The sequence below is a fragment of the Kitasatospora sp. NPDC002040 genome (assembly GCF_040296785.1).
Lineage (GTDB): Bacteria > Actinomycetota > Actinomycetes > Streptomycetales > Streptomycetaceae > Kitasatospora.
Map to the genome: position 1 here is coordinate 1,076,851 of NZ_JBEOXV010000002.1, position 12,097 is coordinate 1,088,947.

General features: G+C 72.8%; 12 protein-coding genes. 4 read left to right on the forward strand and 8 right to left on the reverse strand.

Going from position 1 to position 12,097, the window contains the following annotated elements; all coding sequences use genetic code 11:
• Positions 1-74: 74 nt before the first annotated feature.
• The 7 genes from pheT to infC form a co-directional block, all read right to left on the reverse strand.
• Positions 75-2,585 carry a phenylalanine--tRNA ligase subunit beta gene (gene pheT, locus ABT118_RS10170; RefSeq protein ID WP_350646269.1) on the reverse strand — a complete coding sequence of 837 codons (2,511 nt, stop codon included), beginning with the start codon at positions 2,583-2,585 and terminating at the stop codon, positions 75-77.
• The gene (pheS, locus tag ABT118_RS10175) at positions 2,585-3,706 is read right to left on the reverse strand and encodes a phenylalanine--tRNA ligase subunit alpha (protein WP_350646270.1); all 1,122 of its coding nucleotides are present in this window, start codon (positions 3,704-3,706) and stop codon (positions 2,585-2,587) included. Before pheS ends, pheT begins: the two co-directional genes overlap by 1 nt.
• A 195-nt stretch (positions 3,707-3,901) precedes the next feature.
• Positions 3,902-4,987, reverse strand: coding sequence for a sensor histidine kinase (locus ABT118_RS10180; RefSeq protein WP_350646271.1), 1,086 nt, complete (start codon positions 4,985-4,987; stop codon positions 3,902-3,904).
• 58 nt (positions 4,988-5,045) lie between these two features.
• A complete protein-coding gene (locus ABT118_RS10185; protein ID WP_350646272.1) occupies positions 5,046-5,912 on the reverse strand; it encodes a TrmH family RNA methyltransferase in 867 nt (288 codons plus the stop codon).
• A gap of 150 nt (positions 5,913-6,062) precedes the next feature.
• Entirely contained in the window at positions 6,063-6,449 is a 387-nt protein-coding gene (gene rplT, locus ABT118_RS10190; protein WP_184911856.1) for a 50S ribosomal protein L20, read from the reverse strand.
• Between the two features lie 104 nt (positions 6,450-6,553).
• Entirely contained in the window at positions 6,554-6,748 is a 195-nt protein-coding gene (gene rpmI / locus ABT118_RS10195; RefSeq protein ID WP_329486877.1) for a 50S ribosomal protein L35, read from the reverse strand.
• Between the two features lie 114 nt (positions 6,749-6,862).
• The gene (infC, locus tag ABT118_RS10200) at positions 6,863-7,639 is read right to left on the reverse strand and encodes a translation initiation factor IF-3 (RefSeq protein ID WP_350646586.1); all 777 of its coding nucleotides are present in this window, start codon (positions 7,637-7,639) and stop codon (positions 6,863-6,865) included.
• 488 nt (positions 7,640-8,127) lie between these two features.
• On the opposite strand from infC, the gene ABT118_RS10205 reads away from it, so the two are divergent.
• Positions 8,128-8,487: a DUF1844 domain-containing protein gene (locus ABT118_RS10205; RefSeq protein ID WP_184911859.1), complete on the forward strand. Its 360-nt coding sequence runs from the start codon at positions 8,128-8,130 to the stop codon at positions 8,485-8,487.
• Positions 8,488-8,556: 69 nt separating this feature from the next.
• Here the strand turns inward: ABT118_RS10205 and ABT118_RS10210 are convergent, their stop codons facing one another.
• Positions 8,557-9,252: an SseB family protein gene (locus ABT118_RS10210; protein ID WP_350646273.1), complete on the reverse strand. Its 696-nt coding sequence runs from the start codon at positions 9,250-9,252 to the stop codon at positions 8,557-8,559.
• Between the two features lie 95 nt (positions 9,253-9,347).
• On the opposite strand from ABT118_RS10210, the gene ABT118_RS10215 reads away from it, so the two are divergent.
• The 3 genes from ABT118_RS10215 (at position 9,348) to ABT118_RS10225 (ending at position 11,937) form a co-directional block, all read left to right on the forward strand.
• Positions 9,348-10,262: a serine hydrolase gene (locus ABT118_RS10215; RefSeq protein WP_350646274.1), complete on the forward strand. Its 915-nt coding sequence runs from the start codon at positions 9,348-9,350 to the stop codon at positions 10,260-10,262.
• A 41-nt stretch (positions 10,263-10,303) separates the two neighbouring features.
• Positions 10,304-11,515, forward strand: coding sequence for an amino acid deaminase/aldolase (locus ABT118_RS10220; RefSeq protein ID WP_350646275.1), 1,212 nt, complete (start codon positions 10,304-10,306; stop codon positions 11,513-11,515).
• Positions 11,516-11,577: 62 nt separating this feature from the next.
• Positions 11,578-11,937 (forward strand): hypothetical protein, encoded by a 360-nt coding sequence (locus ABT118_RS10225; protein WP_350646276.1) that lies wholly within the window; start codon positions 11,578-11,580, stop codon positions 11,935-11,937.
• The last annotated feature ends 160 nt before the right edge of the window (positions 11,938-12,097 follow it).

Here is a 12,097-nt window from a genome sequence, read left to right on the forward strand (position 1 = left end):
TGAGCCCACAACGAAACAGGGCCCCACCCCCGGCGAACCGGGGGCAGGGCCCTGCTGACCTGCGTGAACGACCGTCAGCCGCGCAGCACCGCACCCGTCCGGGCAGCGGCGGCCGCGACCGCAGACTCGCGGGCGGCCGTGGCCTCGTCCGCCGTCAGCGTGCGGTCGCCGGCACGGAAGCGCAGCGTGTACGCCAGCGACTTCTTGCCCTCGCCCGCCTGCTCACCGGTGAACAGGTCGAACAGCCGGATCGACTCCAGCAGTTCGCCCGCCCCCTCGCGCAGCGCGGTCTCCACCTCGGCGGCGGGGACGGCGGCGTCGACCAGCAGCGCCACGTCCTGGGTCGCCACCGGGTAGCCGGAGACCGGCGGCCCGGAGACCCGGCCGGACAGGTCGGCGCCCAGCAGGTCCAGGTCGACCTCCATCGCGCAGGTGCGCTCCGGCAGGTGCAGCGCCTTGATGACGCGCGGGTGCAGCTCACCGGCGTGGCCGACCACGGTGCCGTCCACCGAGAGCTCGGCGCACCGGCCCGGGTGCCAGGGCGCGTACTGCGCCTGGCGGACCGTCAGCTCGACCCCGGCGGCGCGGGCCACCGTACGGGCCGCCTCGACGGCGTCCGCCCAGGAGGCACCGGTGCCCTTGCCCCACCAGCCGGACGGCAGCCGCTCGCCGGCCAGCGCGACGGCGACCCGGCGCGGCTGGTTCGGCAGGGCGGCGTCCAGCTCGGCCAGCTGCTCGACGCTCGGACGGCGGTCGACCGGCAGTCGGGGCGCGACCTTGAGCTCCGGCTTGGGCAGGAAGACCGTGCCCAGCTCGAAGATCGCCAGGTCGGTGTTGCCCCGGCCGATGTTGCGCCGCAGCGCGCCGAGCAGGCCCGGCAGCAGCGAGGTGCGCAGCGACGGCTCCTCGTCGTTGAGCGGGTTGACCAGCTTGACGGTCCGTCGGCGGGCGTCGCCCGCGTCCAGGCCGAGCGCGTCCAGCGCGGCCTCGCCGATGAACGGGTAGTTGTTCACCTCGACGAAGCCCGCCCCGGCCAGCGCCACGCCGGTACGGCGGTGGAAGCGCTGGGCCTCGGTCAGACCGCGGCCCGGCGGCACGGTGGGCATCCGGGCGGGGACGTTGTCGTACCCCTCCAGCCGGATGACCTCCTCCGCGAGGTCGTACGGGTCGGTGAGGTCGGGCCGCCAGCTCGGCGGGGTGACCTCCAGGATGTCGGCGCCCGCGACGGTGGCACCGATCTCCTGCAGGCGCCGGGTGACGGTCTCGCGACCGTACTCGGTGCCCGCGACCCGGTCCGGCAGGTCCGCGTCGATGGCGATGGTGCGCACCGGGTGCGGCGCGGCGATGTCGGTGACGCCCGCCTCGGCGGTGCCGCCGGCGATCAGCACCAGCAGGTCCACCGCGCGCTGCGCGGCGGCCCGGGCGGCCTCCGGGTCGACGCCGCGCTCGAAGCGCTTGGACGCCTCGGAGGGCAGCTTGTGCCGCTTCGCCGCACGGGCGATGGTGACCGGCTCGAAGTGCGCGGCCTCGATGATGATCTCGGTCGAGCCGGTGGTGACACCGGTCTCCGGGTCGGTCACCGGGTCGACGATCTCGGTCGAGGCGCCGCCCATGACACCCGCGAGCCCGATCGGGCCCGAGTTGTCGCAGATCAGCAGGTCCTCGGCGGAGAGCTTGCGCTTCGCGCCGTCCAGCGTGGTGAGCGTCTCGCCCTCGTACGCGCGGCGGACCTGGATCGGCCCGTCCACCCGGCTGCGGTCGTACGCGTGCAGCGGCTGGCCGACCTCCAGCATCACGTAGTTGGTGATGTCGACGGTCAGCGAGATCGGGCGGATGCCCGACTTCTGCAGCCGGCGCTGGAGCCAGATCGGCGACTGCGCGGCCGGGTCGACCCCGGTGACCGTGCGGGCCACGAAGCGGTCGCAGCCGGTCGGGTCGGCGACCTTGACCATGTACCCGTAGCTGTTGGCCGGGGGCACGTCCAGCAGCGCCGGGTCGGCCAGCGGCAGCCCGTACGCGGCGGCGGCCTCGCGGGCCACCCCGCGCATCGAGAGGCAGTAGCCGCGGTCGGGGGTGACGGCGATGTCCAGCACCTCGTCGACCAGCTGGAGCAGCTCGATCGCGTCGGTGCCGGGCTCGTACTCCGGCGGGAGCACGATGATGCCGTTGTGGTCGTCGCCCATGCCCAGCTCGCGGGCGGAGCAGATCATGCCGGCCGAGGTGTGGCCGTAGGTCTGCCGGGCGGCGATCGGGAACGGGCCGGGCAGCACCGCGCCCGGGAGCACCACGACCACCTTGTCGCCGACGGCGAAGTTGGTCGCGCCGCAGACGATCTCCTGCGGCTCGCCGGTGCCGTTGGCGTCGCCGACGTTCACCCAGCAGTGCCGGATCGGCTTCTTGAAGCCGGACAGCTCGTCGATTGAGAGCACCTGGCCGACCACCAGCGGGCCCTTGAGGTCGGCGCCGATCTGCTCGACCGTCTCCACCTCAAGACCCGCGCGGACCAGCCGGGCCGCGACGTCGCGGCCGGTCTCACCCGCCGGAAGGTCGACGTACTCGCGCAGCCAGGAAAGCGGGACGCGCATCAGATCTCCATCCCGAACGGGAGGGTGAAGCGGACGTCACCCTCGACCATGTCGCGCATGTCGGCGACGTTGTGGCGGTTCATCAGAATGCGCTCCAGGCCCAGGCCGAACGCGAAGCCGCTGTAGCGCTGCGGGTCCACCCCGCAGGCGACCAGCACGCGCGGGTTGACCACGCCGCAGCCGCCGAGCTCGATCCAGCCCTCGGAGGAGCAGGTCCGGCACGGGCGGTCCGGGTTGCCGACGCTCTCGCCCCGGCAGACGAAGCACTGCAGGTCGATCTCGGCACTCGGCTCGGTGAACGGGAAGTACGAGGGCCGCCAGCGCAGCTCCAGGCCGCCGCCGATCAGCTTCTCGACCAGCTGCTCGATCGTGCCCTTGAGGTCGGCGAAGGTGATGCCCTCGTCCACCGCGAGACCCTCGACCTGGCGGAACACCGGGGTGTGGGTCGCGTCCAGCTCGTCGGTGCGGTACACCCGGCCGGGGCAGACCACGTAGACCGGGGGCTCGCGGTCGAGCAGGGTGCGGGCCTGGACCGGGGAGGTCTGGGTCCGCAGCACCACACCGGACTCGGCGGAGCCGTCCGGCGCCTGCACGAAGAAGGTGTCCTGCATCGACCGGGCCGGGTGGTCCTGGCCCAGGTTGAGCGCGTCGAAGTTCAGCCACTCGGCCTCCACCTCGGGGCCCTCGGCCACCTCGTAGCCCATGGCCACGAAGGTGTCCTCGATCCGCTCGGCCAGCGTGGTGAGCGGGTGCCGGGCGCCGCGCGGGGTGCGGTCGTACGGCAGCGTGACGTCCACCGCCTCCTCGACCAGCACGCGGGCGTCCCGCTCCGCCTCCAGCTCGACCTGGCGCTTCGCCAGCGCCTGGTTGACCGCTCCGCGCGCCTGGCCGATCAGCTTGCCGGCCGCGGCCTTCGCCTGCGGGGGCAGCGCGCCGATCTCGCGGTTGGCGAGCGACAGCGGCGAACGGTCGCCGGTGTGGGCGACCTTGGCCTGCTTGAGCTCGTCCAGGGAGCCGGCCGCGGCGAAGGCCGCGAGGGCCTCGTCCCGGGCGCGCTCGACCTCTTCGGGCTTGAGTGCCTCGACCTCTACCGGGTCGTACGACTTATTGGGTGCCGACATCTCGATCTTTCCCGTGCTCCTGCTCGTGAAGTGGGGTGCCTCGCCCTTGCGCTACGCACTGCGTGGCCGGGGCACGGGCAGCCGGTCCCGAAAGCGATCAGGAGGGGTGTCCGCGGCACAGCCGCGCAGGGCGTCACACAACGCAAAGGTCGAGTGTAGTCGCAGCCTGCGAACCGCCCGCCGGGCCCGGACTCCTCACAACATGAAGTCGGGCACTCCGGCGGGCAGGATAAATCGGAAGCAGGCGCCGCCGGAGGGCGCCCGGCTGATCCGGATGGTGCCGCCGTGGGCCTCGACGATGCCCTTGACGATGTAGAGGCCGAGGCCGGTGCCGCCGCGCTTGGAGCCGCGCCAGAAGCGGGTGAAGACGCGCGGCATGGATTCCTCCGGAATCCCGCTGCCCTCGTCGCTCACCGTCACCGCCGTCCCTTCCAGGACTCGTTCCCGACCGGCGCTCTCCACCACTTCCTTGGCGGGCGCCAGCTCGATCGTGACAGTTCCCTCACCGTGGCGCACGGCATTTTCCAGCAGGTTGGCCAGCACCTGGTCGAGCTTGTCCGGGTCGGCCCAGAGCGTGGTGAGCGGCTGCTCGATCCGGATGTCGAAGCGGTCGGCCGCGATGCCCGCCGCCACCTTGCCCTCCACGTGCCGCCGCACCGCGGCCGGCAGGTCCACCACCTGCTTGGACAGCTCCAGCCGCCCGGCGTCGATCCGGGAGATGTCCAGCAGCTCGGCGATCAGCCGGGTGACCCGGTCCGCGTCGGCGTCGACGGTCTCCAGCATCACCCGCTTCTGGCCGTCGGTGAACCGCTCCCACTTGGCCAGCAGCGTCTTGGTGAAGCCCTTCACACTGGTGAGCGGTGACCGCAGCTCGTGCGCCACGGTGGCGATCAGCTCGGCGTGGCTGCGCTCCGTCCGCCGCCGGGCCTCGGTGCCGCGCAGGGCCACCACCACCTGGCGGACCGGCCCGAGCGGATGCTCCCGGACGTACCGGGCCGAGACCAGCACCTCCCGGCTCCCGGGCAGCAGCAGGTTCCGCTCCGGCTGCCCGGTCCTGATCGGCAGCCCGCCGTACGGGTCGGTCAGCGGCCACCAGCGGCGGCCGTCCAGGTCCTCCAGCGGCAGCGCGTGCTCCAGCTGCGCGCCGAGCACCGCCTCGGCGCGGATGCCGGTCAGCCGGGCGGCGGCGCGGTTGAACCGGATCACCGCACCCGACGCGTCGGCGACCACCAACCCGTCCGGCAGATCGTCCAGGTCAAGTTCGGCGCCGTTACCGGCCATGGGTGCCCTCCCCGCTTACCCACCGTGCACGTGCCCCCACTGTCCGACCCTAGCGCCCCTACCCCTGTGCGCGACACCCTCCGGGGGACCGCTGGGCGCGCGCGGAGGCGTACAGGCACACGGCGGCGGCCGTGGCGAGGTTGAGGCTCTCGGCGTGTCCGTGGATGGGCACGCGCACCACCTCGTCCGCGAGTGCGCGGGTCTCCGCCGGCAGGCCCCAGGCCTCGTTGCCGAAGACCCAGGCCCCGGGCGCGCCGAGGGTGCCCTCGTCCAGCTCCTGGTCCAGGTCCCGGTCGCCCGCCCCGTCGGCGGCCAGCACCCGCACGCCCGCCTCGCGCAGCCGGCCGACCGCCTCCTCCACCGGCACCCCGACCGCGAACGGCAGGTGGAACAGGCTGCCCACCGAGGCCCGGACGGCCTTCGGGTTGTACGGGTCCACCGAGGCGTCGGTCAGGATCACCGCGTCCGCCCCGGCCGCGTCGGCGGTGCGCAGCACCGTGCCCGCGTTGCCGGGGTCGCGCACGTGCGCCAGCACGGCGACCAGCTGCGGCTTCAGCGCGAGCACCTGCTCGAACGGGGTGTCCAGGAACCGGCACAGCGCCACGATGCCCTGCGGGGTGACGGTGTCGCAGATCTCGGCGATCACCTCGTCGGTCGCGGTCAGCACCGGCAGGCCCTCGGCCAGTGCCGCGGTCACGATCTCAGCGTGCCGCTCGGCCGCCTCCGGGGTGAGGTAGACCTCCACCACCGCGTGCTCCTCCGAGCCCGCCAGCCGCCCGTACGCGACCGCCTCGCGCACCGCCTGCGGGCCCTCGGCCAGGAAGCGCCGCTCCTTGCTCCGCTGGTTGCGCCGGGCCAGCTTGCGGGCGGCGATCACCCGGGGCGAACGCAGGGAGGTGAGCAGGGGTGGTTCGGTGCTCTGCATGGTCTCGTCTCTGGGGTGACGCGGTGGCGGTCGGTCAGGAGGGCCGGGGCCCCGGTTGCCGGAGGGCCCAACGCACGCAGACCCGCAGGCGAACCTGCGGGTCTGGGTGTGTCTCAGCAGCTGCCGATCGATCCTCGATGAGGATCAGTTTCAGGCGGCGACGCGCGGGGCGTTGACGTCCTCGGGCAGCGCCTTCTGGGCGACCTCGACGAGCGTGGCGAACGCGCCCGGGTCGTTCACGGCGAGCTCGGCCAGCATCTTGCGGTCGATCTCGACGTTCGCGATCTTCAGACCCTGCACGAAGCGGTTGTACGTGATGCCGTTGGCACGGGCCGCAGCGTTGATGCGCTGGATCCAGAGCTGACGGAAGTCGCCCTTGCGCTTCTTGCGGTCGTTGTAGTTGTAAACGAGCGAGTGGGTGACCTGCTCCTTGGCCTTGCGGTACAGGCGCGACCGCTGGCCGCGGTAACCGCTGGCCCGCTCGAGGATGACCCGGCGCTTCTTGTGGGCGTTTACTGCCCGCTTGACGCGTGCCACTTCATTACTCCTTGGGTTGGACCACGGACTACTTCACGCGGTCCGTTAAACGAATGGGTCGGGAAGGATCAGCCGGAGTCCCACGGCCGGGCCGTGGGAGGCGATCACTTGCCGAGAAGCTTCTTGATCTTCTTCGCGTCGGCCGGGGCAACGACAACGGTGCCGGCCAGCTTGCGGGTCAGCGTCGAGGGCTTGTGCTCGAGCAGGTGGCGACGGCCGGCACGCTCGCGCAGCACCTTCCCGGAGCCGCTGATCTTGAAGCGCTTGCTGGCGCCGCTGTGCGTCTTTTGCTTCGGCATATCGCCGTCTCTTCCTCGTCGGTCCGCCACCCGCCCGCGTGTTGCCACGCGGGCGGGAACCGGATGGATCTGGTGGGTGGGGCGGGACCGCCCCACTACCTTGACCGAACCCGCTCAGGCGTCCTGAGTGGTCTCGGTCGGCTTCTCGACCTCGGCTGCCGGAGCCTCGGCTGCCTCGACCTCGGCCTCGGCGGTCTCGTCGACGTCCACCTCGTCGGTGTCGTCGTCCTCGTCCGCCTCCGCCTCGAGGGCCGCGTTCTCGGCCTCGAGTGCCGCGTCGTCGTCGGCGTCCAGGGCGTCGTCCGGGTTGCCGGTGCGACCCTGACGCTCCGCCTTGCGGGCGTCGGCGATCGCACGGGCCTCGGCCATGGCCTCGGTCTTCTTCTTGTGCGGGCCAAGAACCATGATCATGTTGCGGCCGTCCTGCTTGGCCGACGACTCCACGAAGCCCAGGTCCTGGACGTCGTTCGCCAGCCGCTGCAGCAGTCGGAAGCCCAGCTCGGGGCGGGACTGCTCGCGACCACGGAACATGATCGTGATCTTGACCTTGTCACCCTGCTTGAGGAACCGGACGACGTGACCCTTCTTGGTGTCATAGTCGTGCGGGTCAATCTTCGGCCGGAGCTTCATCTCCTTGATGACCGTGTGCGCCTGGTTCTTGCGCGCCTCACGGGCCTTCATGGCCGACTCGTACTTGAACTTGCCGTAGTCCATGAGCTTGCACACCGGCGGCCGGGCGGTCGCCGCGACCTCGACCAGGTCGAGGTCGTACTCCTGCGCGAGCTCCAGCGCCTTGGCAAGCGGCACGATGCCGACCTGCTCGCCGCTGGGACCGACGAGTCGCACCTCGGGGACGCGAATCCGGTCGTTGATGCGGGGCTCGGTGCTGATGGGGCCTCCTTGGTTGCACCTTCTGCGCTGCGACCGTCGGACGGCGGCCGCACGTAGTGGACTCGACCACTGGGCGGGGCTTCATTCGTGCTGCGCTGCCCACTGGCGTACGCACCGCGACACGAAAAAAGCCCCGCTCGGTACAAGCGGGGCTCCACAACCGGGGCACGGCGCCTTCTCGCGAAGGCACTGCTCGGCGACTCGCTGGAGCCCTGGGGCTCAGGTGTCGCGGACCGGACCCGTCGACCGCGAGGACGATCGGGTGGGAGACTTTCGCGGTTGCCCTCTCGGGCCTCCTGCTGAGTGGAGCCTCCACTTGCTGGCCGGGGCACCTTGCGGTGACCTGGCCGGTCAGTCTCGAAGCATACAGCCTTTCGGTCCGGGGTGGTATTCCGCACCCCCGGGCCGGTGGCCGGACCGCGGCCCGCTCCTCTGTACGCTCCCAGGTGTACCCGTTGTACCCGTTTCCCGCCGAGAAGTGAGCCCCCGTGAGCGACAGCACCCCCAACGACGAGATCGGCTTCGACGACCTCACCCGCGACATCGCCGAGGTCCCGGCGGTCGAGGTGATCACCACCGTCGCGGTGCACCTGATGAGCGCGGCCGCCGTCAAGTGCGGGCTCGCCGAGGGCGGCGAGAAGGACAAGGACCTCGACGAGGCCCGCAAGCTGATCACCGCCCTGGCCGGCCTGGTCACCGCCGGGGCCCCCGAGATCAGCAACTTCCACGCGGCTCCGCTCCGCGACGGCCTGCGTTCGCTCCAGCTCGCCTTCCGCGAGGCCTCCCTCATCCCGGACACCCCGGGCACCGGTCCGGGCGAGAAGTTCACCGGCCCCGTCTACAGCTGACGGGACGCCCACCGGGGGCCCGGGCTCTGACGGGGGCGGCTCCGTTCCCTGAGCCCCGGGCCGTGGGCGTCAGCGCAGGAGGGCGAGGTCGAGCCCCCGGTCGAGCCGGACCCGCAGCAGCGGGTCCGCCGCGATCGCCCCCGCCAGCCGCTGGGCCAGCTCCTGCACCGGGGTGCCGTCCGCGACCGCGATGGCGAGCACCGCGTCGGTCTCCGCGCCCGTCCGCAGTTCCGACCGCAGCACGGCCGGCTCGGCCGCGACCAGGGCGGCGACGGCCGCTTGGACCTCAGGATCCTCGACCGGCGGCAGGTAGCGCCGGTTCTCGGCCAGTGCCCGCAGCCGCGCCCCCGCCACCGGGTACGACACCGGCCCGGCCGGGTCGACCAGCAGGGTGTCGGCCCGTTCCGAGTAGGCCACCATCGCCGCCTGCGGTCCGGCCACCGGTGCCGGCCGGGCGTCGGCGCGCCAGCGGGCCAGGCTCTCCAGTGAGGTGAAGGCCGGCAGCGCCCGGCGCCCGTCGGCGGCCTCGATCAGTGGGACGGCCATGTCGCTGGTCTTCTCGTGCTTCAGCCCGTTGGCGTCCGTCTCCACCTCGCCGAGCAGGGCCACGATCGGGACCATCAGCCGACTGGCCGTCAGGGCGGCCAGCAGCTCGGGCTCGGCGGCCCGATCGGCCGACCAGGCCGTGAGGGCGGCGCTCAGGCGCGGGTCGGCGGTGCCGTCGTCGTCGGCGAATCCGGGGTTCGGGATGTTCTTCTGCTCCACCCGGTGAGCGTATGCCAACCGGGCCGGGCGGATTCTCAGCCGCCGCTCACCCGCAGCTCAGCCGGGCCCCATCGAGCCGCCGGAGCCTCGAAGGCATGGCAGGCACCCACCGGACCCCGCAGCGACGACACCCCGTACGCACCCTGGCCGCAGCCCTCGTGCTCGCCCTGGCCGCCGTGGCGCTGTACCTCTCCCAGGCGCCGTCCAGCCGCCCGGCCGCCGTGGCGAACGTCCAGCCGGTGGCCGCCTCGGCCTCTCCCTCCCCCACCCCTTCTCCCACTCCCACGGCCGACCCCGCCGCGGCCGTCCGCACCGCCGCCGCCGGGGTGGCGGCCCAGGGCGGGGTGTCCGTCGCGGTGCTGGACACGGCGAGCGGGGTGAGCGCCTCGTACGGGACCGGCTCGTTCGTCACCGCGAGCATCGCCAAGGCGGACATCCTGGCCGCGCTGCTCTGGCAACGGCAGCAGGCGGGGCGGGAGTTGACCTCGTCCGAGCAGGCCACCGCGGCGCTGATGATCGAGCAGAGCGACAACGACGCCGCCGACACCCTCTACACCGCGGTCGGCGGGGCGGCCGGGCTGGACGCCGCGAACCAGGCCTTCGGCCTGACCGCCACCACGGCCGGCGCCGACGGCCACTGGGGTCTGACCGAGACCACCGCCACCGATCAACTCCGGCTGCTCCAGGTGGTGTTCGGCACCGACTCGGCGCTGGACGCCGGGCGGCGGACCTACCTCCAGGGTCTGATGGGCCAGGTCGCCGCCGACCAGGACTGGGGCGTGTCGGCCGCCGACCAGGACGGGGCCTACACCCTGAAGAACGGCTGGCTCCCCCGGTCGGCCACCGGCCTCTGGGTGGTGAACAGCATCGGCCGGGTCACCCACGACGGCCGTGACCTGCTGGTGGCGGTGCTCAGCGACGGCTCGGCCGACGAACAGAGCGGCATCGACACCGTGGAGTCCCTGGCCGAGGCCGCCACCGGGGCACTGGCCATCGAGCTGACGGGCTGACACCCCTACCCATCAGTACGGACGTGTGGCAGTCTGCGCGCATGGTCAACCACGCCGTTCCCGGCCTCGCCGCCGACCGAGCCCGCTATGACCGGGCCACCGCGCACCTCGACGCGCCGCTGGCGGTCGTGGACCTGGACGCCTTCGACGCCAATGCCGCCGACCTGGTCCGCCGGGCGAACGGCAAGCCGGTGCGGGTGGCCAGCAAGTCGGTGCGCTGCCGGGCCCTGCTGGAGCGGGCACTGGCGATGGACGGCTTCGCGGGCGTGATGAGCTTCACCCTGGCCGAGTCGGTCTGGCTGGCCCGCGAGGGGTTCCAGGACATCCTGCTCGCCTACCCGTCGGCCGACCGGTCCGGGTACGCCGAGCTGACCGCCGATCCCAAGCTGGCGGCCACCATCACCGTGCTGCTGGACGACCCGGCCCAGCTCGACCTGATCGACCGGGCCCGCGAGGGCAGCGAGGAGGTCCGGGTCTGCCTGGAGCTCGACACCTCGCTCCAACTGCTCGGCGGCCGGGTCCGGGTCGGGGCCAGGCGGGCCCCGCTGCGCACGCCGGAGGCGCTCGGCGCGTTCGCCGAACTGGTGCAGCAGCGCCCGGGGTTCCGGGTGGTCGGGCTGATGGCGTACGAGGGACACATCGCGGGTGTCGGCGACTCGATCGCGGGCCGGCCGGTGCGGTCCCGGATGATCCAGGCGATGCAGGCCAAGGCGCGCCGGGAACTGGCCGTGCGGCGGGCCGCCGTGGTGCGGCGGCTGCGCGAGGTGGCCGAGCTGGAGTTCGTGAACGGCGGCGGCACCGGCAGCGTGGAGACCACGGTGGCCGAGCGCGCGGTGACCGAGGTGGCCGCCGGGTCCGGGCTGTACGTGCCCCGGCTGTTCGACAACTACCGTTCGTTCCAAGGGCGTCCGGCCGCGCTGTTCGCCCAGCCGGTGGTCCGGCGGCCCGGGCTCGGCGTGGTCACGGTGCTCGGCGGCGGCTACCCCGCCTCGGGGGCGGCCGGGCCGGACCGCTCGCCCGTGCCGTACCTGCCGCCCGGGCTGGCGTACGACCCGCAGGAGGGGGCCGGCGAGGTGCAGACGCCGCTGCTCGGCTCGGCGGCGGACGACCTGCGGATCGGGGACCGGGTCTGGTTCCGGCACGCCAAGGCGGGCGAGCTCTGCGAACGCTTCGCCGAGCTGCACCTGATCCAGGGCGATGCGGTGGTGGACACCGTCCCGACCTACCGGGGCGAGGGGCGGACGTTCCTCTGACAACCGTCGGTGCGCTGACCTAGGCTGACGGTCCATCACCGACAGTGGGGACAGTGACTTTCATGGATGCTGAGCTGGTGGCCGCGGCCACGGGTGCACTGGTCCAGGCGATGACCACGGACGCCTGGTCCACGGTGCGCGGGCAGGTGGCCCGGCTGTTCGGGCGCGGTGGCCGCGAGGAGGAGGTGGCCGCCGAGCTGGAGACCGTCCGCGAGGAGGTCACGGCGGACGGCGACGAGGTGGCGGCGGTCGCCTGGCTGCGCCGGGCGCTGCGGGCCGATCCGGGGTTCGCCGCCGAGCTCCGGTCGCTGCTGGACGAGCTGGAGCCGTCGAGGACGTCGGGCGGGACCACCAACGTGATCAGCGGCGGCACCTTCCACGGCAAGGTGATCCAGGCCGACCGCATCGACACCGTCAACTGAACGCCGTCGGCCCCCGCCCGGTGGGCGGGCGACGGTGGTCGCGGCGGCGGCCGAGACCCAGACCCCGACCGCGATCCGGGGGTGCTGGAGGTACATGCCGCCCTGCAGTACCCGGGGCCAGCTGGCCGTGGTGATCGGCAGCGGAGCGGGGTAGTGCGGG

Coding starts and splice junctions, on each gene's coding strand:
- ABT118_RS10185 (WP_350646272.1), bottom strand. CDS start 5,912: ATGCAGAGCACCGAACCACCCCTGCTCACCTCCCTGCGTTCGCCCCGG.
- ABT118_RS10180 (WP_350646271.1), bottom strand. CDS start 4,987: ATGGCCGGTAACGGCGCCGAACTTGACCTGGACGATCTGCCGGACGGG.
- pheS (WP_350646270.1), bottom strand. CDS start 3,706: ATGTCGGCACCCAATAAGTCGTACGACCCGGTAGAGGTCGAGGCACTC.
- ABT118_RS10220 (WP_350646275.1), top strand. CDS start 10,304: ATGGTCAACCACGCCGTTCCCGGCCTCGCCGCCGACCGAGCCCGCTAT.
- pheT (WP_350646269.1), bottom strand. CDS start 2,585: ATGCGCGTCCCGCTTTCCTGGCTGCGCGAGTACGTCGACCTTCCGGCG.
- ABT118_RS10225 (WP_350646276.1), top strand. CDS start 11,578: ATGGATGCTGAGCTGGTGGCCGCGGCCACGGGTGCACTGGTCCAGGCG.
- ABT118_RS10215 (WP_350646274.1), top strand. CDS start 9,348: ATGGCAGGCACCCACCGGACCCCGCAGCGACGACACCCCGTACGCACC.
- rpmI (WP_329486877.1), bottom strand. CDS start 6,748: ATGCCGAAGCAAAAGACGCACAGCGGCGCCAGCAAGCGCTTCAAGATC.